Genomic DNA, 23,646 nt, shown 5'->3' with positions numbered 1-23,646 from the left:
CTTGCATCATCAGCTGCCGCACCGCCGTTGTCAATTTTCCTAACGGTAGGGGCCGAGGCTCGCGGCAGGGGCGCTGTCGGCGATGAATTCGCCGGTGGCCGAGTTGCCGAAGACGGTGCTCTCTGTCGGCGCCTTTGCGCCGCCGAACAGCCATTTTACGGAGCCGGCGCCGTGTGAAGAGGCCGCCCAGCCTTGCAGCGGCAGCGTTTGGCTGACGCCGATCTCCCCTACGGCGTGCCAGATCAGGCCGTCGATTGAATAACTGCCTTGTGCCTGGTGGCCATCGGCCCGAACCGTCAGCTTCAGCCATATCGGCGTATTGCTGCTGACGACGGGCTTGCCGTTGACGCCATTTGGCAGACGGGCATCGATTTTTTCCGTACCGGCGCCGTTATCCCGCCGGTACTGCATGCGGATTTCGTGAGCAGCGGTTTGAAATATTGCGATATAGGCGGCGTCATCGGCGGTCGTGGCCCGCGCCATCACTCCGCCTTTGATAAAGCCGTCGGTATGTGACTGCGGGTTGGCGACGAAGGCGCTGAGCGTGCGTTCGGCACCGATAGTGGCACGATCGAAACGAAAATAGCCGCTGTCGCGTTTATTCCAGATATCGCCGGAGTCGACCTTGATGGCGCAGAGTGCACCGGATTCGGTCAGATCCGGCGGTAGCGTGACGTCGATGCCGGTAAACGGATAGCCGGTCATCGGCAGATCGGTGCGCGCCCACCCGTCCCAATCGGCGTTAACCTTGTTGGTGGCCAGATGGTGCGCGCGACTGTTCCAGCCGGTAGCCCAACTGTTTGCGTCGTTCAGGCCGTAGGCGCGGCCGACAAAGCCGGCGGTAAACACCGCGTTCGCCAGGGCGGTGTGGGCGGCCGAGAGGTTGAACATCACGGCGCAGGCGTGTTGGTCGATTTGTTGCGCCTGGGTGATTTCCGGCGTGACGAACGCCAGCCGTTGATTGGCGGTGGCGCCGTTTTGCACATACTGATTGAGCACCGAATTCGGCGAGGCGAGATCGCCGGTGGTGCAGCCAACAATGAACTTGCCGCGCAGGGTGTCGAGCGACGGCCACCCATAGGCGGCGATCGCTGCTTGCAGATCGGTGCAGTCGCCGATCAGATCGGGTGGTCCCCAAATGTGTTCGCGCCCCAGGCGCTCGGCCAACAAACGATCGAGCGATTCGGGTGTTTGATCTCGGGCGGCGTTGAAGTCGTCTTTCAAATCCAGCCACAGGGTGACGACTTCGTGCTGCGGCACCGCGCGATGAAACGCCAACAGCGCGTCCAGTGCATCCGCCAAGGTGTTGACTGAGCTGACCTGATCGATGACCGCCAGATGATAAACGTACCAGTTGCCGTTTAACTGCGGCCAACCGGCGGCGTTATTACTGTTGTGGATATCGATCTCAAGGGAACGGATGCGCCAGTACAGCGCCTGAGCCGGGTAGCTTTCCGTGCGTTGATACGAGTTGTGGGTGCTCTTTTGCCGCACCTGATGGTAGCGAATCGTTGCATCATTCATGACGTTGCCTCTCATCAAGACGCAGGGACGGGACGCGCAGTCCCGCACCCTGCGTGGGTTATGCTTTGCCGTTGCTCCAGCCGGCGGGATCCAATACCAGCGCCGTTTGCAGCCCGATGCTGCCGGTCATCGCCGGGCTGTAGGCCTGTTGTCCATAGAAGGCCGTCGGCGGGGTTCCTGTCGCCGTGCCACCGCCGCTCGGCAGCAGCGGCGAGACGGCCTGCTTGGCCACCGCACCGCCGAGGCTGCTGAAAGTTGGCAGGCTGAATTTCCCCAGGACGAAACTTTGCATTCCCCCGACCAGTGGCAGGTTGTAGTTGGGGATGCGGCTGACGAAGGCTGGCAACGGCACGATGCCCAGGCTACCGAAAGCGTTGTAGGCGTTGCTGACCTGAGTGAGCGAGGTCGGGCTGAAGGCCCAGCCGTTGCCGCCGGTCAGCTCGGCGAAACGCGCAGCCTGCTGGAAGGCGGCCGCACCGCCAACCCCTGCGGCGCCGCCACTGATCGCGCCGCCGACGGCACCGGTAACGGCGCCTTTCAGCAGCGACTGTTGCCAACTGCCGCTGTTGGCGACGCCAAAGGCGTCGTTGATGAAGAATTGGCTCACTCCCTGCGCCGCACCTACTGCCGCGCCTACGGTGGCTCCGACCCCTGCGCCGGCCGCCAGGCCCGCCGCAATGCCGCCGGCGGTGGTGGAAGCCGCCGCCGCCGCTGCCGACCCTGCGGCAAAGGCGCCGACTCCGCCGGCGGCGGACAGAGCCCCGGCGAGGGCTCCTATCCCTGCGCCGGCGAATACATAACCGGCTAGCGCGCCACCGCGCAATCCGGACTGATAGCCGCTGTACAGGGCGACCCCGCCGCCCAGCACGGCGCCGACGGCGGCCCCGATCAGCAAGATGATAATGATTGGGGCGATCTCACCGGAAGGGTCGGTCTGATTAACCGGGTTGTTGCCGCAGTAGACGTAAGGGCCGCCATACTGGAATCTAGGATCGCAGGAGTAAAAGCGCCCCAATTGCGGATCGTAGAAGCGCGCCCGATAGTTATAGAGTCCCAAATCTTCGTCCAACTCCTGGCCGGTGTAGCGATAGCGCAGTAACGAGGACGTGCCGACGCCAGTCGGCAACGATTGGCCGAAGGGCATGTAGTCGAGCAATGCGTTGACCTGACCGTTTTCCGCCACTACGGCACGGATCGAACCTTGCTGATCCTTCAGCACGTACTGGGCCTCACCACCGTCGATGAGCAGCAGCAATCCGCCGACGCCATAGAGATATTGCGTCGTACGAGCGCCGAACTCCATCAGCGGCGCGTCGCTCAGGCCGTGTACGTAAGCGAGTTTGCTGCCGTCGGCGAACCGCTTTTGCACCCGCTGATTGATGCCGTTGTAGCACAGCGCAAGCTGGCGGCCGTCATCCAGTGCGATCGTTAACGGAAGATTATTCAGTGGGTTGTAATCGATACGCTGAATACCGCGACTGGCGGAGAGCGTGACGTTACCGACGACGTCATACTCGTAACGCTGCGCGACCGCGTCATTGGCGAGCACGGCGGCGACTTTGCCGCTGTTCGGCTGATACTCGTAGCTGAAGAGGGTGTCTCCCTGTTGCAGCCGGAGGATGTTGCCGCCGGCGTCGAAGGTCAGCGGCGCGCCGAGGCTGTAGGCGGAATTGACGCTGTGCTCGGCGACCGTCAATTGGCCGCGCGGATCGTAGCGATAGCGATAAGCGAAGCTGTTTTCGGGCCTGACCGCATTGTCGTGCACTACGCCGGCGATATTGCCGTTGAAGTAACCGGCGCCCTCGTAGCCGCCGTCGGTGTAGCTGAAGCGATGTTTCAACAGCGGTGCGCCGTCGGCATAGTGGTTGTTGATTTCATTCAACCAGCCGGGAGAGTTATAACTCATGGTGCGTCGCAGCGCCCGCCCCCCCTGTGAATTCAACTGCTCTTCAGCCAGGCTGCCGTCGGCATGGTAACGGTAGCGAACGAACTTCTCCGGATCGTCCGGCGTGCCGATGGCGGCGGTTTGTCCCATGTCGTTATAGCGATAGGCCACGCTGGCGAGCGGCGCGCCGGCGGGATAATCGATGCGGATGACGTTGCCGAGGTTGTTGTAGGCATAGCCCGTGATGTAATCGCCAGCGTCCGGCAGACGCAGTTGCGACAGGGTCGCATTGCCTCCCGTATCGTAGCCATAGCAGTTTTCGACGCAGAGTCCGTCAGCGGTGCGACGGTACATTTTCCACAGGCGGCCGCGCAGAGTCGGCTCGTCGCCTTCGCCGTCATAGACGTTTTGCGTTTGCCAGTCATCATGGTGCGGGTAGTGCGGATCGTTATCGGCGATCGCCTGCAGCGCCGAACCGTCACCCCAGGCTTGCGCCACTTCGCCATCCTCGCTCAGGCGCCCCAGAACGTCATATTTTTTATACAACACGCGGTCTTTCGCGCGGCTCAGCGGCGTTGAGCTGAAACGCAGACGTCCGGCAGGATCGTAGATATATGTCGTTTCTCCGGCATCCGGCGTGACGCGTGCAGCGAGCTGACACAGGAAGTTGTAGCGATTGTGGCTGATGAAGGCGTCATCCGCCGGGGAAGACGACGGGTGGCGAACCTGCACGATATTGCCCGCCGCGTCGTAGATCTGTTGGACAGCGTCGCGAACAACGCCGCCGGCCTCGGTCTGCTTGCTCAGCGTCTGGCCACGGCGATCGTTGAGTGACAGCACGCCGGTGCCATCGGCATCGTACAGGGCGCTCACCCGCAATTCTCCAGGGCGACAGGCGATACCTGCCACCTGCGTGTGATCGGTGACGGCGTAAATGAACCTCGTAATATGCGGGTTGTCGCCGGTAATGGCGAAGATTTTGCCTGGCATGCCTTTGGCCACCGGGCGTTTCAGCGAGGAAGCCTCATAACGGGTGCCGCTATAGGGGTAACCTTCGTCCTGCGGGTAATAATCACTCACTTCACCGGTCATCACGCCGTTTGCGGCGTCCAGTGTGCGGACAAAGGCCGCCCGGTAGCCGAACAACGTGCGTTCAAAGGCGGCGATCTTGGTTTCGGCAACCGTATTGCCCAGCGCGTCGTATAGCGTTTCACGCACCAGACATCGTCCTTCGTTCAGCACCTGGTGCTGCGTTTCCTGCCGGTTGGCGTTTTTATACGTGATGGCCAGCTGCGGCGAACGGAAGGTAACCGCATTGGCAAAATAGATTTCCCCCTGTGCCTGCAGGCTGAATTCACCGTCGATCCTTGCATCGGTCTGAAGGGCGAAAACCTGACGACCGTCGGCATATAACAGAACGGCATCGTCGCCCGGTACCAGCAGCACCGAGGTGGGCAGGCAGCCGTTGGTCGCGTCGTCAGTGTAGGTGTTGCCCGCCAGCGTCAGCCGCCATCCCGCGATGGCGTCCCACTGGGCGCTCAGACTGTCGCCGATCGTCAGGCCGAAGGTGAGGTTCTGCGTCGCCGGCGACGAAAGGGTGAAGCCCACCGCGTAGCGGCCGGCGGTGGCCAACCAACGCAGGCGGTTGAGCGTCGTACCGCAATGCAGTAGCCGGCCCTGGCTGAGACGCCAGGCGCTGTCGTCGTCGCGCCGCCAGCGCGTCCAGGTTTGTTCGCCCTGCGTGAAGGTTTCGTATTGCCCACCGTCGGCGGCCAGAATTTCGCAGCTGCTGGCGGGATCGTGCTGCGGGTAGCTGAATGGCAGCGTATCGTGCCAACTGCGTGGCGCATAGTTCACCACGCCTTTCTTGCTTTCGCCTTGTGGCCCGGTCTCAACGAACTTTTGCCGCAGCGGATCGTAGCCGCAGCGCTGGACATCGGCGTTGTTGCCCATAACGGCGATCTCATCCAGATACAGCGGATCGTAGCAGCGGGCCTCCATCTTGCTGGCCAACGGCGTGACGCTGACGGTGTTGAACAGCACATAGCCGACCGTTTTTTGGTTGTCGAAGGCGAGCGCGAGCGGACGCTCCGGATCGCCGCTATAGGGGATGACGCTTTGCCAGTAAACCCAAGCGCCTTCTGCCGTGGGGACGATCGGCGTGGTGTGCGGCGCGGCGTTGCCACTACGGCTGATCAAGTTTGCCGCACCGGGTGCCGCGTTGAAACCGGGCGAGGTTTTGATCCAGGCGGAGACAACGACCGGCTGCGTTTGCCGCAGCGGCGCCGTTCGGGTCAGGGTCGCACCGACGCCGAGTTTGAGGCTGCGGCTGCCGACATAGGCGTCGTCGTCGACGATCGCCGTATCGCCGTCGAGCCGCCAGGGATCGGTGCTGTGTTGATAGGGTTCGAAACCGATGAAATCGCACTCATCCGCCGCGCCGCTGACGAACGCCGCCACCGGCAGGATCTGGTTGTTGTCCCACAGCGTGCTTTCGACCTGGCTTTCGCTGTTTTTCTGGGAGAGGATCGCACCATAGAATGTTCTGGCCAGTATTGTGCCTACCGGCAACCACGCGTCACCCGGATCGCTTGCCAGCGCCGGCGGGCTGGGGGGCTGGGCGCCAATCGCGGCTTGCAGCACATAGGCTTGCGTGGCGGCCCACACTGTCGGCGCAGCTTCATCGGCAAGCGGCTGTTGCCGTTGCAGAGCGCCGTAGCGTTGCAGACTGCCGGCGTAGATTGGCAGCGCCTCTCCCAGCGCCGCGCTCCCCGCTGCGTCGAATTGGCTGAAGGGCGCGTCGATCGCATTTTTCAGTAAGAACCAGGGATAGGCTTCGAACGCATAGCCGTAGAGTTTGGCAACGCCCTGCGTTTCTCCGGTGGCGGTCACATTGTCAAAGCGCTCGCGGATCAATTTGCCGAAGCGTGAGTCATAGCGATAATCGGTACGTATCGCTAGGCCATCATTAAGGCTGTTGTCGGCGATGCAGCGTGTATAACCGCCGAACAGCGGTCGCTCGACGCCGTCGATCGCTACGGAGGTGAAGGCCATCAGGTTTTTTTGTTCGTGAACCAACAGATTGCCGTCGGCGTCAAACACCTTTTGCTCGATCAATTGGCCGTCCAACAGCCCGGATGACGCTTGATCTGCAGCGCGAACTCGCTGGCCGACCTGCGGATCCTGGCGCGTCAGGCCATTGAAGTAATAGTTCTCGCGATAGCCGAAGCGCGGCGCGGACATGCTCTCGCTGCCGGGATAGCTGGCACTCTTGTAGTACTTGAAGACCGCGCCGGTAGGGTCGCAGGTCGCTGTCGCAATGTCGAACACGTAGCAGGTGGTGCTGACGGCGTAGCCGTCATCGATGCTGACCGTGTCGACGCAGTAATCCACCAGTGCGCCTTGCAGCGTGTTGTCGAGGTAGCGATTCAGCGTCAGGCTTTCCGCATTATCGAAGTCTTTGTTCAGCGGTAGATAGGTAACGAACGCGGACAGGCCGGCGGGATATTGGCCGTTGATATTGGGTTTGACCATGCCGGAGACGCCAATCTGCGTGAAATAACGTTGCGTGAGCGTGTCATCGCCGGCGAAGGCCTGATTGCGGAAGGTTTTCACGGTGGTGTTTTTGGCTGCCGTGCCGTCCAGGTTCAGATAAGAGATAAAGCGCGGTCCCTGATTGATCATGGTGGTGCTGTCTATCGCGTAGGGCACTTCGGCATATCCGGCTGCCGCGTCCAACCAATTACACCAGGAACCGCGGTGATAGACGCGGTTGCCCATGGTGGCGATATCCGCGCCTGCCGTCGGGAAGTAGTGTCTTTTTCTTTCCGAAGTCGGATCGTCACGGGTATAGAGATCGCGCGCCGCATCGTTCCAGGCGATGATTTGCCGGTTGGGATCGTAGGCTACCATGCGCGCCTGAGCCGCGAATTCGCGGTTGCTGACGGCGATTGCGTAATCGGCGCCGTAGGCGAACCAGTTGATGTCCTGATCGCTGCAGGTACTGCGTAACAGCAGGCTGTCGTTACGCAGCCAGTCTGCGCCGTTATAGCGCAGCAGATAGGGGCCGGACGCAATCATGGCGTTGTTGACGAATTTTGCCAGGAACGGAATGGTGAGGGTTTGCGACGGCGCGCTTTTCGGCAGGCGGCAGGGAAAGTCAGTGCTGGTCATGGCGCCGAATGCCGCGTCCCATCCGATGACCTTGACGGTGTAATCAACGCTGAGCGAAACCTCCTGCGTGATGTAGGTCAGCGCGATAAACGAGGCGCCGGCGGCAAAACCGAAACGGGTGGCCGACGCATCGCCGCCGAGGGTGAACACCAGCGGGAGTGAGGCGCCGTTTCGCCATTGTTCTTGGCTATCCTGATAATAAAGCGCCAGCCGATTACGGTGTTCGCCGCCGGTGAGGGGGGCATAATCCAGGACGGCGTAATAGCCGTTGGCCGCCGCGATGTAGGGGCGGGCGGTGGCGTTGAGATCGCCAGACCTATCGGCGATCGCCCACCGTTTGGTGAAGTTATCCCAGGTGTAGCGCAGCAGCGTCCGTTGATCCTTGTCGCAGACCACAAAAAAGTTGTCGCCGGCGGCCAGCTGCAGTTGGGTGGTGTTGGCGGCGATTGGCGCGCTGTCGAACCACTCGCCCCATTTGCGGTTATCCTTGTGATAGACATGCGCATAGGATTTGCCGCTCTGCGGGGTGGCATAGGTCAGGCAGGCGAAATCACCGGCAGTGACGACGTTGACACTGTTGATGTCGAAAGCGGCCTTGATCGTTTGCTGCTCGGGAGCCCAGCATTGCCAGCGCCCAAGCCAGGTGTAAAACGTGACGTGGATTTGGTCGCTCGACTCGTTAAGCCACAGGCAGACCGCGTAATCGCCGCCGAACCATACGCGCGGTTTGGCGCTGCGCGGCCAGGGACTGACGATCTGCCGCTGGCGATCGCACAGCGGCAGCGTTTGTTGCTTATACCGGTAGGCGATTTTCGCACCGTCCGGCGTGACGGCGCCACTGAGCGCGCCGGCATTGACCGTACCCGCCGGCCAGTAGCTGAACTGCATCTGCGGCAGCGCACAATTTTCCGCATAGCGCCGCTGGACGCCGGTGAGCGTGCGTTTGACGGTATCACCGTAAAGCGGATCGCTTTGCGGGTAACCGCTGAAATTACTCTGCGTGTCGTAGCTCAGCTGCACCGCATAGAGCAATGTGCCCTGCGAGTTTTTGACGACGATGTTGTCCAGATAGCGCGTTTCGTAGCGATCCTGATAGGCTGAAGCGGCGTTGCCGGGGGCCTTGCTGTAGGGGGTATCCCAATGCGGAGACAGGTATTCCCGTGGGCCTGCGGGCGACTGCGTGTCGTACCGCTTCTCCTGATAGCCAAAATCGACGGTGCGATCGAACATGTCGGTGATGCGCGTCAGGTAGCAGGCTTTGGTAAAACTTAAGCCTCGTTCGCCAACCGGCTGTTCAACGGCCTCGTAACGGAAGGCGATCCGATCGCCCCACAGGCTTTCCACCTGCGCCAGATTCCAGATTGCCGCAAAGCGAGCCTGCAAGGCATCGCCCTGGGGCGAGTGGGTCAAAGCGGATTGTCCCGACCAGTTGCCCCAGCGCACTTTCCATTGAATGCTCTGATCATCCTGCGCGTTGCCGCCGTAGAAGTAGCTGACCCCGTTGTCCTTGACCAGCTCCCAGCGTTCGAACTGCGGATAATACAGGACCTTGCTGAAATCATAGTGGAAGCACTCAAACGCTTCACCGCCGGAGAAGACGGCGAGTTCGGCGTCCTGGCGCAGCACGTTGAAGGTGCGCTGATAGACTGGGTCGATAATTTCCCATTGTCGATCGTCGAACCGCGTGACGACCTGAGCATGGCAACCCAACTGCAGGCCGGCGGCGATGAAAGCGGATTGGATTTCGGTGTCCACTTTGCCGCTATTGAGCGCGGTGGTGGCGGCGATTGGTAATTTCGCTCTCAGCCAATCGTTGGGCGCGCGAATTAATTCTGATGAGGCGTTGTTGGTATAAATTCGATAAAGGTTGTCACCGGGTGTTGCATTATCCCGGTGATCGACTTCAATGCGTTCGAAAGGCAATTGCCAGCCTAATCCCATAATTCCGGTTGGTGCGCTAACATTTGATTGATAAATTTCATTTTTGATGTTGCTGCCATAAAATGCAGTGACTTTGACGTCGAGTTGATTCCTTCCGGTTAACGCAACCAAATCAAGCGATAAATTCACATCGCCGCGAAACAGATTGACGCTGTCTTCGAATATGTTTTTTTCATTGCTTTCGAATTGGCTTGGCCGTACTGGCGGGATCTGACCGTTGGTTTTGTCACTCATTTTTAAATACCCTCATCGATAAAGCGCAGGGAAACAAAATGGCTTTCAATCGCCAGGGGCGATTGAAAGCCAGGCGATGCGCCTCTGCGCCCAAACGGCGGGCCAGCGGCCGCTCAACGTCTCAGGATTCGCATTCGGCGATCACCAGCACTCTTACCGTACCTGAGGTTTTATTGTTGGATTTGTCCTCCATAAAGCAGGTGGCGGACACCGTGACACTGCTGCCGCTGAGGCCGGCGATCGCGCTGGAGACGTCGATTGTTTTCAGGTGGTGGTCGGTGTTGCCGTAAGAAACGTTAAACCCCTGAACGGCGACGGAAGCATTAATCACCCGTGAACCAAAATCCAAACTTTGAGTGGAGCCAGAACTGACGCTAATAACTTTAAATTGTGTCGTCGACATATATAACCTCGAATTTTTAGACAGCTGTGGGTAGCGCCGCTAAAAATAGCGGCGATGAAAAATAGAAGGTGAAGAAAAGTCTTATCAGAGATAAACAGCATAGTTAAAACTAGGGGAGGTAATTGATTCTGTCAATGAAAGTATAAATAAAATTAAACCATTTCAAAATCATGATGATAAATAAAATAACTTTTTTATCAATGATATTAAGCGTGTTAATTATAATCTTATTCAGTCGTTATTGAACTAAGGGTATTTCTGTGACAGGTGATGTTACATTAATTAGAGAGCGTTGTTTTTATTGTGTTAAGTGAATGGCACTCATGCTTCTGCAATGCCGTGCAATTAATTCAATAAAAAAAATTTCTCTGCTATATTTTAAAGCTAACCGTTTAGCGGAAAAAGAGAATGTGAATTGTCGCCCTGGGTGACAGTAACGACCGTGATCAAGACCGTTTTTATAATCCGGCTGGAGGAATACAGCATGAAAGCTGCCGTAGTGACGAAAAACCATACCGTAGACATTCAGGATAAAGTGCTGCGCCCGCTGAAGCACGGCGAGGCGGCGTTAAAAATGGAGTGTTGCGGGGTGTGCCACACCGACTTGCACGTGAAAAACGGCGATTTCGGCGAGGTGCCGGGCATTACGTTGGGACATGAGGGTATCGGCGTGGTCTCCGCCGTCGGTGAGGGCGTTACCTCGTTAAAAGTGGGTGACCGCGCTAGCGTCGCCTGGTTTTACCAGGGTTGCGGCCATTGCGAATATTGCGTCAGCGGCAACGAAACCCTGTGCCGCTCGGTGAAAAATGCCGGCTACAGCGTTGACGGCGGCATGGCGGAAGAGTGCATCGTGGTGGCGGACTACGCGGTGAAAGTGCCGGACGGGCTCGATTCTTTCGCCGCCAGCAGTATCACCTGCGCCGGGGTCACCACCTACAAGGCGGTGAAAATTTCCGATATCAAGCCGGGGCAGTGGATCGCCATCTATGGCCTGGGCGGGCTGGGCAACCTGGCGTTGCAGTACGCCAAAAACGTGTTTAACGCCAAAGTGATTGCCATCGACGTCAACGACGGCCAGTTGGAGTTCGCCAAACAGATTGGCGCCGATCTGACCATCAACTCCAAAACGCAAAATGCGGAGGAGATCATTCAGCAGCAAACCGGCGGCGCTCACGCGGCGGTGGTGACGGCGGTGGCGAAAGCCGCCTTCAATTCGGCGGTCAATGCGGTGCGCGCCGGCGGTAAAGTGGTGGCCGTGGGGCTGCCGCCGGAGAGCATGGATCTGAGCATTCCGCGCCTGGTGCTGGACGGCATTCAGGTGGTGGGGTCGCTGGTCGGCACACGCGAAGATCTGAAAGAGGCGTTCCAGTTCGCTGCCGAAGGCAAAGTGACGCCGAAAGTGACCAAACGGCCATTGGGCGATATCAACACCATCTTCGACGAGATGAAGGCGGGCACCATTCGCGGTCGCATGGTGATCGATCTCGGCATGGCGAAATAAGCATCGCTAAAAAAGGCCACCCGCGGGTGGCCTTCTTGTCGCTATGCCCGGCTCAGAACAGGCCCAGCGGTTTGGCGTCGTAGCTGACCAGCAGATTTTTCACCTGTTGATAGTGCGACAACGCCGCCTTGTGGGTTTCGCGCCCGATACCGGAGTTCTTGTAGCCGCCGAACGCGGCGTGCGCCGGGTACAGGTGGTAGCAGTTGGTCCACACGCGCCCGGCCTTGATCGCGCGTCCCATGCGGTAGGCGCGGTTGATGTCGCGGGTCCAGAGCCCGGCGCCCAGTCCGAACTCGGTGTCGTTGGCCAACGCTAGAGCTTCGGCCTCATCCTTGAAGGTGGTGACGCCAATCACCGGCCCGAAGATTTCCTCACGGAAGAAACGCATACTGTTGTTGCCGGTAATCAGCGTCGGCTGCAGGTAGAAACCGTTTTGCACTTCGTCGCCGCGCTGAGCGGGTTCGCCGCCCGCAACGATTTTGCCTCCCTCGTTTTTAGCGATGTCGATGTACGACAGGATCTTGTCATACTGCTGTTTTGACGCCTGGGCACCGATCATGGTCTCGGTGTCGAAGGGATCGCCCTGGCGGATGGTGGCGATGCGTGCCAGCACTTTCTCCATAAACTGCGGGTAGATGGATTCCTGGATCAACGCGCGTGAAGGGCAGGTGCACACCTCCCCCTGATTGAAGAAGCCCAGCACCAGCCCCTCAACCGCCTTGTCGATAAACGCCGGCTCCGCCTGCATGATGTCTTCAAAATAAATGTTCGGCGATTTGCCGCCCAGCTCGACGGTGCTGGGGATGATGTTCTCCGCCGCACAGGCGAGGATGTGGCGGCCGACCGGCGTGGAGCCGGTGAAGGCGATTTTTTCGATGCGTTTGCTGCGCGCCAGCGCTTCGCCGGCCTCGGCGCCGAAGCCTTGCACCACGTTGAGCACCCCCGGCGGCAGCAGATCGCCGATCTCTTCCATCAGCACGCTGATGCCGAGCGGCGTCTGTTCCGCCGGTTTCAGCACCACGCAGTTACCGCCCGCCAGCGCCGGCGCCAGTTTCCAGGCGGCCATCAGCAGCGGGAAGTTCCACGGTATGATCTGACCGACTACGCCCAGCGGTTCATAGATATGGTAGGCCACGGTATTTTGGTCGATCTCCGCCGCAGTGCCTTCCTGCGCGCGCAGGCAGCCGGCGAAGTAGCGGAAATGGTCGACCGCCAGCGGCAAATCGGCATTCAGGGTTTCGCGGATCGGTTTGCCGTTGTCCCAGGTTTCGGTCAGCGCCAGCATCTCCAGCCGCGACTCGATGCGATCGGCGATCGCCAGCAGCACGTTGGCGCGTTCTTGCACGCTGGTTTTGCCCCAGGCGTCCGCCGCCGCATGCGCCGCGTCGAGCGCCAGTTCGATGTCTTTGGCGTCGGAACGTGGGAATTCGGCGATCGGCTGGCCGGTCACCGGCGAGGTGTTGGTGAAGTAGTTGCCGGATACCGGTTCGACGAATTTACCGCCAATGTAGTTGCCATAGCGTTTGCGGAACGAAACCAGCGAGCCAGGCAAACCGGGGTGGACATATTTCATGTGAAGCACCTCTCTGCAGATGATAACCGGCGCTATTGGGCTGCGCCTGTGAGTGCGGCATGTCGCCGCAGCACGGAGAAGCACGGCCCGTGCCAGATTGATGAATGGCGAAGATGATCGTTAAAAGATCTCATTTATTAACGCGTTAAAAATTGATATGACGTGACGAATCATGCGGTACCGCCGCCGGCGCTGGGTTTTTGTGTTCCGTGTCGCAACGCCTGATACACATATGTGATACATATTTGCAACACTCGTAAACGGGGGGAGAAACGCATGTTTCCTGATGACCGCTTGCCCACCGAGGGCGCCAGTTTGTTGACCCGCCCGCTGGCGGAATCCTGGCAGCGCAGCCGGGGCTACGGCCTGACGCGCGCCGATCAACATATCCCTTTTATCAAAGCCGGATTACTCGAAGAGCTACGCAGCCGCAATGACTGGGTGCCGCAACGGGTACAGCCGCTGATCGAGCAGCTGGGCGCGCAAATTACGCGCCAGCCCGCCATCGTGGTGATCGCCGACGCCGACGGACTGGTGCTGGAAACCCGCGGCAATACCGACTTTCTGCACAAGGCGTCGCGCTTTGCGCTGGCGCCGGGCAACCAGTGGGGCGAAGCGGATCGGGGTACCAATGCCATCGGCACCGCGCTGGCACTCGGCGCGTTCTGCGAGGTCCGCGGCGACCAGCATTTCCTCAACCAAAATGCCGGATTGAACTGCACCGCCGCACCGATCTATCGGCCGGATGGCCGCATTGCCGGCATACTGGATCTCTCCGCCCCCGCGCAGCGCCCGTACCGCGATGCACAGCGCCTGATCATGCAGGCGGTGCGGCATATCGAACACCGCTGGGTCAGAAGCGCGATCGCCGACCGTCACTGGACGCTGCGCCTGCACGCCAACGCCGGGAGCTTGGGCAGCGCGCAGGAGCTGCTGCTGGTGTTTCACGACGAAGTGCTGGTCGCCGCCAATCGGCTGGCGATGCTGGAGTTCCGGCTTTCACCGGCCGCATTAGGCTCGGTTGAGTTTGCCCAGCTGTTTCCCGACCTGCTGCGACAGCCCTCCGGCGCACCGCACCAGACGCTGGCCGGCAATCAACGGCATTATTATTCGCTGCTCGAGGCGCCGCAGCGCCGCGTTAGCGCCCTGCGTTCGGTTCCGCCGCCGGCGGAACGGCATGACGAACAGCATCAGAAGGCGCTACGCATTCTCAACGCCGGCCTTTCGCTGTGCGTGACCGGCGAAACCGGCTGCGGTAAAGAGCATTTCAGCCGACGCTTGTTTCAACAGAGCCGCTGGCGCAACGGCAACTTCGTGGCGATCAACTGCGCGGCGCTGCCTGAGCCGCTGATCGAATCCGAACTGTTCGGCTATGCGCCGGGGGCGTTTACCGGCGCCAACCCGAAAGGGTATATCGGCAAGATCCGCGAGGCGGACGGCGGCGTGCTGTTCCTCGATGAAATCGGCGACATGCCGGCGGGCCTGCAAACGCGCCTGCTGCGGGTGTTACAGGAAAAAACGGTCACGCCGCTCGGTAGCCGCAGCGCTTATCCGGTCGATTTCGCGCTGGTCTGCGCCACGCACCACGATCTGCATCGGCAGGTAGAGGCCGGGGCGTTTCGTGAGGATTTGCTGTACCGCATACAGGAATACAGCCTGTGCATCCCGCCGCTCAGAGAGCGGGCGCAGCTGGAGACCTTCATTTTGCAGTTGTGGCGTGAGCTGGGCGGCGAGCGGCGCGACATTCGCCTGTTGCCGGAGGCGCTGGCGATGCTGGCGCGCTATCCATGGCCCGGCAACGTGCGGCAGCTGTTGAGTACGCTCAAGGTGCTGCTGGCATTGGCGGACGATCATGCGGTGCTCACCCTGGACGATCTGCCTCAGTCCATCGCGGTGCTGGCGCCGCGCCAGGAGAACGCCGATACCGGCCAGGCGGATCTGCAGACGGCGATCGACAGGGCGGGCGGCAATCTCAGCCGGGCGGCGAAGGCGCTGGGCGTTTCGCGCAGCACGCTGTACCGCAAGTTGTGGAGGCAGAAAGCGGTGGCGGAATGAAACGTCATGATTGCTCATCAATAACCGGCCCCTCGATGCGGGGCCGGTTCATGCTCTAGTCCCCCAGCCCCGGCGGGTTAATCTCCGAACGGGCAATCTTCTCGTCGCTTTCCGCCCAGCGATCCAGCACCTGCAGATAGCTGCCGTTGGCGATGGCGCTGTTGAGCGAAGCCTGCACCGCGTCCACCAGACCGTTGCCTTTCTTCAGTGTGACGGCGATGTTGGCGGTCTTCGGCCAGCCGCCGGGCACAATGCCCACCAGCCGGGTTTTGCCGGTCAGCCGCGCCTGATAAGCGCCGGAGACGTTGGGCCCGAAGGTGGCGTCGGCGCGGCCAGACTGAATGGCCAACGTGGAGGCGGCCTTATCGGTGACGTACACCGGCTGCAGCGGCGCTAATCCCTTGGCGCGGTTCTCCTTGTCCCAGGCCAGCAGCACCGCTTCCTGATTGGTACCGGAATCGACGATGATTTTTTTACCGGCGATATCCGGCGCCGTTTTGATCTGGGTGATTTTACTGTCGGACTTGACGTAGAAGCCCAGCGTATCCTGCCGATAGGTGGCGAAATCGAATTTGGTCTTGCGTTCGTTGGTCACGGTGATGTTGTAAACCGCGGCGTCATATTTGCCGGAGGCCACCCCCAGCGGCCAGTCTTCCCACGACGTGGGCACCAGTTTGAGTTTCAACCCCAAACCGTCGGCCACCAGGCGCGCGATGTCCGCCTCGCTGCCGATCACCGTTTTATTGTCGCGGGCGTACAGGCCGAACGGCGGGCCGCTGCCCAGCAGGGAAATGGCCACCGTCAGCGTGCCGGGTTCCACGAACCGGAAGCCGGCGGGGATTTTGGCCACGGCTTCGGCGCTCTTCACCGTGTGGATCGGCGTTTCGTTGGCGACGAGATCCACGCCCGGTGCGGCGGCGGCGGAAAAACTCAGCAGCGCCGCAATCACTATCATCTTTTTGCTATATATCATTATGTTAATTACCTTCATTATTATGGGTGTCACACGGTCGTTGCACTATCTCTAAAGGCTGCAGATCTGTGAACGAACAAAATCAACTAACCAATCTTGGAAAAATCATGAGGCGCCTCTGGCGGCGCTGAATCGATCGAGGATGAAGCATGTCGTCGCGTTTCGCTACGTTGGGCCGCATACCGCGCGGCGTGTGGGTATTGGGTGGCGTGAGCCTGCTGATGGACGTTTCCTCGGAAATGATCCATAGCCTGCTACCGCTGTTTATGGCGACGACGCTCGGTGCCAGCGTGATCGTCATCGGGCTGATCGAAGGGCTCGCGGAGGCGACGGCATTGATCGTCAAGGTGTTCTCCGGCGTGCTCAGCGATTACCTCGGTAAACGTAAAGGGCTGGCGCTGCTGGGCTACGGGCTGGGCGCCATCAGCAAGCCGTTTTTCGCTATCGCATCGTCGTCCGGCATGGTGATGAGCGCGCGCCTGCTGGATCGCGTGGGCAAAGGCATCCGCGGGGCGCCGCGCGATGCCCTGGTGGCCGACGTGACGCCGCCGGAAATTCGCGGCGCGGCCTTCGGGCTGCGGCAGTCGCTGGATACCGTCGGCGCCTTTTTAGGGCCGCTGCTGGCCGTCGGCCTGATGCTGCTGTGGCACAACGATTTTCGCGCCATCTTTTGGGTGGCGACGGTCCCGGCGGCGCTGGCGATTGCGCTGCTGTTTTTCGGCCTGAAAGAGCCGACCGCCGCGATAACCCACAAGCGCACCAACCCGATCACCCGCGCCAACCTGCGGCTGCTGGGGCGCAGCTATTGGTGGGTGGTGAGCATCGGCGCGATCTTTACGCTGGCGCGCTTCAGCGAAGCGTTCCTGGTGTTGAAGGCGCAGCAGGGCGGCACGCCGCTGGCGCTGATCCCACTGGTGATGGTCGCCATGAATCTGGTCTACGCCTGCTCGGCCTATCCGTTCGGAAAACTGTCTGACCGCATGAGCCATGAAGGATTGCTGAAAGCCGGGTTGCTGGTGCTGATCGCCGCCGACCTGGTATTGGCGCTGAGCGATCATTGGGGCGGGGTGCTGTTTGGCGTAGCGCTGTGGGGGGTGCACATGGGCATGACCCAGGGGCTATTGGCGGCGATGGTGGCGCATACAGCGCCGGCTCATCTGCGCGGCACCGCGTTTGGCATGTTCAATCTGATCAGCGGCGTGGCGCTGCTGCTGGCGAGTCTTGGGGCTGGAACCTTGTGGGAGCTGTTCGGTTCCGCCTCCACCTTCTACGCCGGGGCACTCATCTGCGTAGTGACGCTTATCGGTATGCAACTGGCGCCGTTTGGCGCACGGCAGGGGGCTTAACGGCCCTCGACAGATTGCGGCACCGCTTGCAGCAGCTCGGGCACCCGCTGGGATTCCACCGCCCGGCTGAACAGAAAACCCTGGCCAATATGGAAACCGGCTTCGCACAGCGTTTGCCGCTGCTGCTCGGTTTCCACGCCCTCGGCGATGATATCGATCGACAGCTTCTGACCGAGGATACCGATGCTTTCCACGATCGCCAGGATCGCCGGTTCGGTGTTCATGCGTTGAACGAAATCGCAGTCCAGCTTAATGCAGTCCAGCGGGTAATCCATGATATGGCTGAATGAGGAATGGCCGGTGCCGAAGTCGTCCAGTGCGATGCGGATGCCCATCTCTTTGAGCATTTGCAGCGCGCGCAGCACGTACTTGGAGCCATGTTTGTTGAACGCGTGCTCGGTCACTTCCAGTTCGATCAGGTGGTGGGGAATATGGAATTTCAGCAGGCGCTGCAGGAAGGTTTCGGCGTAGTTGTCGCGTAAAAATTCGATCGGCGACACGTTCAGCGAGATAGGGCGTACCGCCACGCCGGCCGTGCGCCAGCGGGCGATATCGGCGAAGACCTTCAGCTGCATGGCTTCGCTGATCTTGGTCGCCAGCTCGTAGTCGTTGAAGGCTTCGCTGACCGTCGCCGGCAGCTGTATGCCGTTTTGCGGGCAATGCCAGCGCAGCAACGCTTCGAAGCCGACGATGCTGCCGTCGGAGAGGCTGACCTTCGGCTGGTAGCTGGGACGGATGCAGTTGTCGCGCACGATCTGGCGCGCGTAGTTGAGCTGGCTGGCGCGCGCACGGGCCTTGTCCATCATCTTGCGATCGAACATATAGACGCCGCCGCGGCCGCCGTCTTTCAGCTCATACAGCGCGGTATCGGCGCATTTCATCAGTTCCGAAGCGTCGCGGGCATCTTTGGGGTAGATGGCGCCGCCGATGCTCATGCCGCAATGCAGCGTCTTGCCACCGTGGGTGATCGGCGTCTCCAGCTGCAGCAGAAACTTGTTGGCGATGCGGAAAATATCCTGCTCGTTTTCAACGTCGCTGATTACCACCGCGAATTCGTCCCCCCCGAGGCGGGAGACGAACGAATGCGTATTCATGCAGGCGCTGAGCCTTTTACCCAGAACCCGCAGCAGATGGTCGCCCGCCGCGTGGCCCAGCGTGTCGTTCACCAGCTTGAAGTGGTCAAGATCCAGCAGCATCAGCCCGAGGGACTTGTTGCCATGCAGGGCGCGCTTCATCTCTTGCTTCAGCTTTTTCTTGAATAAGCGCCGGTTGGGCAGGCCGGTCAATTCGTCATATTCGCTGGCGAGCAACAGACGCTGTTCCATCACGCGTTGCGACGTCACGTCGCGCGAGACGCACAAGATCTCGGCCACTGCGCCGTGTTCATCGCTGACGGGAGAGAGAATGTTGTCCCAATGCTGTTTTTTTCCTTGCGGCGTCACGCTTAATCCCGCGAAGCGCGCATTTTTACCGGCTCTGACGCTGTGCAGCGCCTTGCTGCCACGGCGGCGGACTTCGGGCGACAACAGCCCCAGCCAGGGCATGCCAAACTCTTTTTGCGCCGGATCCAGGCCGAGCGCCAGGCTGCCGGAGCGGTTCATGTGCCGCAGCGTGCCGTCGCGATTGATCACTTTGATGCAGTCGACGCTGGCGTCCAGCATGTCTTGCTGGATAGAGAGCGCCTGAACGTTTTGCTGACGTTGCAGCATTTGCGGGTGGATGTCGGTGGCGGTGAGGTACCAGCTGGGCTCCAGCGCCATGCCGTCCTGACGGGCGTTAAACGCCAACATAAACCAACGGTAGGCGCCGCTGCGATCGCGCAGGCGGGCCTCACCGGCGAATGAGGAGAGGGCAACGATCGCCTGGCGCCATTGTGTGGCCAGCCGCTCGCGATCGTCGGGGTGCAGGGTATCGAGCCAATCAGCGGCGCCGTGTTCACCGGCGATTGCGCCGGTATAGTCGCGCCACTGTTTATTGAAGTAGCCGCCAAGGCGGTTGCCGAAGCAAATCAGACCGGGCAAGTCGTCTACGATTTCGCTATAGAGATCAATCGGATTTTTGTTATTGGTCTGCTTGGGCAACAGGGTCATGCGGCATTTCCTCGGAAAATTACCCATATTCTCGCTCTCTAGCAGAGCCTCTTTCAATATAGTCTTGCCAATGAAATTGGGAATAGCCAGCGGGCGCGGCTAAAAATCAGCCCGCTAGCATGGAATACATCCAGCGTGAACGCATTAGGAATACTCCTGTTATTTATAAGCCCCCCTTATATTGCAACGAAAAATAAGTGATCGGACCACGATGGGGTTTTGCCATAAAAATTAATCAATCTGATGTTTCTATTTGATGAAATGTTCAGGTGTTTTATGCTCTTCCACCGGTTGCTCTGCCGGCGCTATGCGTCTTCACTGACGAAAATCTCACTTATGGCGGCAATAACCGCCATTTTATGCACTCTTCAGCGGTTGTCGCAGCACCGTCGCCCGGCGTTTAGAGAAAAGTTATGATGCAAATCAAGAAATGTTTTGTTTCATCTGTTGACACTTTACTTACGTATAAGATAGCCTCGCGAATGATAATCATTAGCAAAACTGGATGGTGAGGCGAAATGCACCCACAGCCTGATCCTTACGCCCGCACCCGATGGTCGGGGCATTTCGGCGCAACGGCGCCGGCAAGCGTACATTCGCCTCCTCTCCAAACGTCTGCGCCATAGGCGCCCGGCGCGATGGCATCTCTTTGTCAGTCTGCGCCCATTTGCATCTCTCAGCCTGTCTGTTCGCGCGGCCCGCGTCGGGCCCGCATGTGTTATCCGTCGTTTCACGATCATAGGAGGTTTCAGCGCGGTTAAAACGTAAGTTTTCTTCTGGGTATAAATAAACATGGAGCGTAAAATGATACTTAATAAAAGATTGAAGTTAGCGTATTGCGTTTTTCTGGGTTGTTATGGCTTATCCATTCATTCTTCTCTTGCCGCTTATCAGGATCCCGGTCGATTGGGCGTGCCTGACAGTTGGAAAACCGCGGAGTTTAATCGCCAATGGGGGCTTAAGGCTATTTCCGCCGAATTCGCCTATGCCAGAGGCTATACCGGAAAAGGTATAACCATCGGCATTATCGATAACGCCATTCTTTCCCATTCTGAATTCGCCGGTAAACTGACACGCCTGGATAACGGCAGTTATAACTTCTCGTATGATAAACAAGATAATATGTCTTTCGGCGATCACGGCACGCACGTAGCCGGTATCGCGGCGGCTAAAAGAGATGGCGCAGGTATGCACGGCGTTGCTTTCGACGCGGATATTATCGGCACCAAATTGAATGATTACGGTAATCGCAACGGCCGTGAAGAGCTGATTCAGAGCGCAGCCCGCGTCATCAATAACAGCTGGGGGATCGCGCCAGATATACGGCGAGACGCCAAAGGCGATATCATCTGGTTGCCGAACGGTAGGCCGGACTACGTGGCATTTGTAAAAAACGAAGTGATCGCCGAGATGATGCGCAGCAAATCCAGCGTGGAATGGGGCAGCGAACAACCGGTGCCCACCGGCGGGCACAGCGCCATGTCGACGCTGCTGCGGGCGGCCAGGCATGGCAAGCTGATCGTCTTCTCGGCAGGAAATTACAACAACTACAATATCCCGGAAGCGCAAAAGTCACTGCCTTACGCTTTCCCGGACGTACTGAATAATTACCTGATTGTGACCAACCTGAGTGACGAAAATCAGTTAAGCGTTTCCTCGACCAGCTGCGGACAAACGGCCAGCTACTGCGTTTCCGCGCCGGGTTCTGATATTTACAGCACCGTTGGCTGGCTGGAATCCAATACCGGTGGCGCCGTGAATCGCGAAGCTTATAATAAGGGCGAGCTGTCGGTTAATCCCGGCTACGGCAATAAATCCGGCACCTCAATGGCGGCGCCGCACGTTACCGGCGTTGCCGCCGTATTGATGCAACGTTTCCCTTATATGAGCGCCGATCAAATATCCGCGGTAATTAAAACCACCGCCACCGATTTGGGTGTTGCCGGTATTGATAATCTGTTCGGCTGGGGACGTGTCAATTTACGCGATGCGATCAACGGCCCGAAAATGTTTATTACCCAAGAGGATATCCCGCAGGAATATTATGTACCGGGCTCCTACAGTGAAAAACAGTTCGTGGTGAATATCCCCGGCCTGGGAAATATCGTCGAACCCGGTACCTCTGTTGAGCGGCGCTGCACGTCGAGCGAATGCGACTTCGATTCGTGGAGTAACGACATCAGCGGGCACGGCGGCTTGACCAAAACGGGCGCCGGTACGCTGGCGTTGTTGGGTAATAACACCTATCGCGGTGATACCTGGGTGAAACAGGGCGTGTTGGCGATCAACGGTTCGGTGGCCTCCAACGTCTATATCGAAAATAGCGGCACGTTGTCCGGTGAGGGTACCGTAGGCGCCTTCAGAGCGGTTCGGGGCGGCAGCGTCGCGCCGGGTAACGGCATCGGCACGCTGCATGTGTTGCACGACGCCATTTTTGATCGCGGTTCGCAGTATAACGTGGAAGTGGCGGACAATGGCCGCAGCGATAAGATCGCCGCGCGGCGCGCTTTCCTCAACGGCGGCAGTGTGAATGTCAGCCTGGAGCGCAGCCAAAACCTGCTGTCGCAGAATGAGGCGCAGAGTCTGCTGGGCAACAAGTACACCATCCTGACCACGACGGACGGCGTCAACGGCCGGTTCGAAAACGCCAACCCAGCGTATCCGTTTGTTAAAGTCGCGCTGGATTATCAGGGCAATGACGTCGGCCTTGGCATCACGCGCACCGACGCCAGCTTTGACAGCCTGGCCAGCACTGAGAACGAGAAAGCGGTAGCTCGTGCGGTGGAGACGCTCAACGCGACGGAGCCAGTCACGGAAACGGTGAAGCGCAGCGTGGCTGCCCCTACCGCTGAGGCGCTAAGCGCACTGCAAGGTGATGAAGGCAAAGCGCAAGCCGCTACCGAAGATGCGGGCGTCGTAACCGGCCATCCGGTGTATGAAAGCTTCCTCGGCTTCACGTCGGCCAGAGAGCTGCAACAGGCGACCCGTCAACTGTCCGGCCAGATCCACGCGGATATGGCTTCCGCCCAGATTAACGAAAGCCGTTACCTGCGCGATGCCGCCACCGAGCGCTTGCGCCAGGCGGAAGGCCGCCGTATCGCTTCCGATATCAAGGCGGATGATAATGGGGCCTGGGCGAAACTGCTGGGCAACTGGGGGCATGCTTCCGGCAACGACAACGCCACCGGCTACCAGACCTCTACCTATGGCGTACTGTTAGGTCTGGACAGCGAACTGTTTGACGACGGCCGGCTTGGGGTGATGACCGGGTATACCCGCACTTCGCTGGATGGCGGTTATCAGTCAGATGCCCACAGCGACAACTACCATCTGGGGCTGTACGGCGACAAACGCTTCGGCGCGTTGGCCCTGCGAGCAGGCGGCACCTATACCTGGCATCGCATCGACACCTCGCGCTCGGTGAACTACGGCGCGCAGTCGGATCGCGAGAAGGCCAAGTATAACGCGCGTACCGGTCAGCTGTTCATCGAAAGCGGCTACGATTGGTCGAGCGATGCGGTCAACCTTGAGCCGTTCGCCAACCTGGCGTATACCCATTACCGTAACGAGGAGATCAACGAGCAAGGCGGGGCAGCGGCACTGCGCGGCGACAAACAAAGTCAGTCCGCCACCGCCTCGACGCTGGGTCTCCGCGCCGACACCGAGTGGCAAACCGACAGTGTGGCGATCGCGCTGCGCGGCGAGCTGGGTTGGCAACATCAGTACGGCAAGCTGGAACGTAAAACGCAGCTGATGTTCAAACGCACTGATGCGGCGTTCGACGTAAACAGCGTGCCGGTTTCCCGCGATGGGGCGATTCTGAAAGCGGGCGTCGATGTGTCGATTAACAAAAACGCCGTCCTGTCCCTTGGCTACGGCGGGCAGCTGTCGTCCAACCACCAGGATAACAGCGTCAACGCCGGTCTGACCTGGCGCTTCTGATCGCGG

General features: G+C 59.5%; 10 protein-coding genes. 4 read left to right on the top strand and 6 right to left on the bottom strand.

Annotated elements, in window-relative coordinates; translation table 11 throughout:
• Positions 1-39: 39 nt before the first annotated feature.
• From WA302_RS15470 to WA302_RS15460, 3 genes are all read right to left on the bottom strand, one after another.
• The gene (locus WA302_RS15470) at positions 40-1,524 is read right to left on the bottom strand and encodes a Ca2+-dependent phosphoinositide-specific phospholipase C (protein WP_049204014.1); all 1,485 of its coding nucleotides are present in this window, start codon (positions 1,522-1,524) and stop codon (positions 40-42) included.
• Between the two features lie 58 nt (positions 1,525-1,582).
• Complete coding sequence (locus WA302_RS15465; protein WP_336064420.1) at positions 1,583-9,523, bottom strand: RHS repeat domain-containing protein; 7,941 nt, start codon at positions 9,521-9,523, stop codon at positions 1,583-1,585.
• Between the two features lie 355 nt (positions 9,524-9,878).
• Positions 9,879-10,088: a hypothetical protein gene (locus WA302_RS15460; protein ID WP_049207659.1), complete on the bottom strand. Its 210-nt coding sequence runs from the start codon at positions 10,086-10,088 to the stop codon at positions 9,879-9,881.
• A gap of 556 nt (positions 10,089-10,644) precedes the next feature.
• On the opposite strand from WA302_RS15460, the gene adhP reads away from it, so the two are divergent.
• Positions 10,645-11,661, top strand: coding sequence for an alcohol dehydrogenase AdhP (gene adhP, locus WA302_RS15455; protein WP_261456362.1), 1,017 nt, complete (start codon positions 10,645-10,647; stop codon positions 11,659-11,661).
• 52 nt (positions 11,662-11,713) lie between these two features.
• On the opposite strand, the gene exaC is transcribed toward adhP, so the two are convergent.
• The gene (gene exaC, locus WA302_RS15450; protein WP_025302811.1) at positions 11,714-13,234 is read right to left on the bottom strand and encodes an acetaldehyde dehydrogenase ExaC; all 1,521 of its coding nucleotides are present in this window, start codon (positions 13,232-13,234) and stop codon (positions 11,714-11,716) included.
• Positions 13,235-13,510: 276 nt separating this feature from the next.
• On the opposite strand from exaC, the gene WA302_RS15445 reads away from it, so the two are divergent.
• A complete protein-coding gene (locus WA302_RS15445; RefSeq protein ID WP_261456363.1) occupies positions 13,511-15,289 on the top strand; it encodes a sigma-54-dependent Fis family transcriptional regulator in 1,779 nt (592 codons plus the stop codon).
• Positions 15,290-15,344: 55 nt separating this feature from the next.
• On the opposite strand, the gene WA302_RS15440 is transcribed toward WA302_RS15445, so the two are convergent.
• Positions 15,345-16,262, bottom strand: a complete 918-nt coding sequence (locus WA302_RS15440) for an ABC transporter substrate-binding protein (RefSeq protein ID WP_025302813.1) — start codon at positions 16,260-16,262, stop codon at positions 15,345-15,347.
• A 149-nt stretch (positions 16,263-16,411) separates the two neighbouring features.
• On the opposite strand from WA302_RS15440, the gene WA302_RS15435 reads away from it, so the two are divergent.
• Positions 16,412-17,608 carry an MFS transporter gene (locus WA302_RS15435; RefSeq protein ID WP_049204017.1) on the top strand — a complete coding sequence of 399 codons (1,197 nt, stop codon included), beginning with the start codon at positions 16,412-16,414 and terminating at the stop codon, positions 17,606-17,608.
• Here the strand turns inward: WA302_RS15435 and WA302_RS15430 are convergent.
• Positions 17,605-19,698 carry a putative bifunctional diguanylate cyclase/phosphodiesterase gene (locus WA302_RS15430; RefSeq protein ID WP_049207651.1) on the bottom strand — a complete coding sequence of 698 codons (2,094 nt, stop codon included), beginning with the start codon at positions 19,696-19,698 and terminating at the stop codon, positions 17,605-17,607. The genes WA302_RS15435 and WA302_RS15430 overlap by 4 nt on opposite strands.
• A 906-nt stretch (positions 19,699-20,604) precedes the next feature.
• On the opposite strand from WA302_RS15430, the gene WA302_RS15425 reads away from it, so the two are divergent.
• Positions 20,605-23,640, top strand: coding sequence for an autotransporter domain-containing protein (locus WA302_RS15425; RefSeq protein WP_394852827.1), 3,036 nt, complete (start codon positions 20,605-20,607; stop codon positions 23,638-23,640).
• Positions 23,641-23,646: the final 6 nt, after the last annotated feature.

The sequence above is a fragment of the Serratia sp. 201 genome (genome assembly GCF_037027545.1).
Taxonomy (GTDB): Bacteria; Pseudomonadota; Gammaproteobacteria; order Enterobacterales; family Enterobacteriaceae; genus Serratia; species Serratia bockelmannii.
This window is presented reverse-complemented; position numbering and strand designations above follow the sequence as displayed.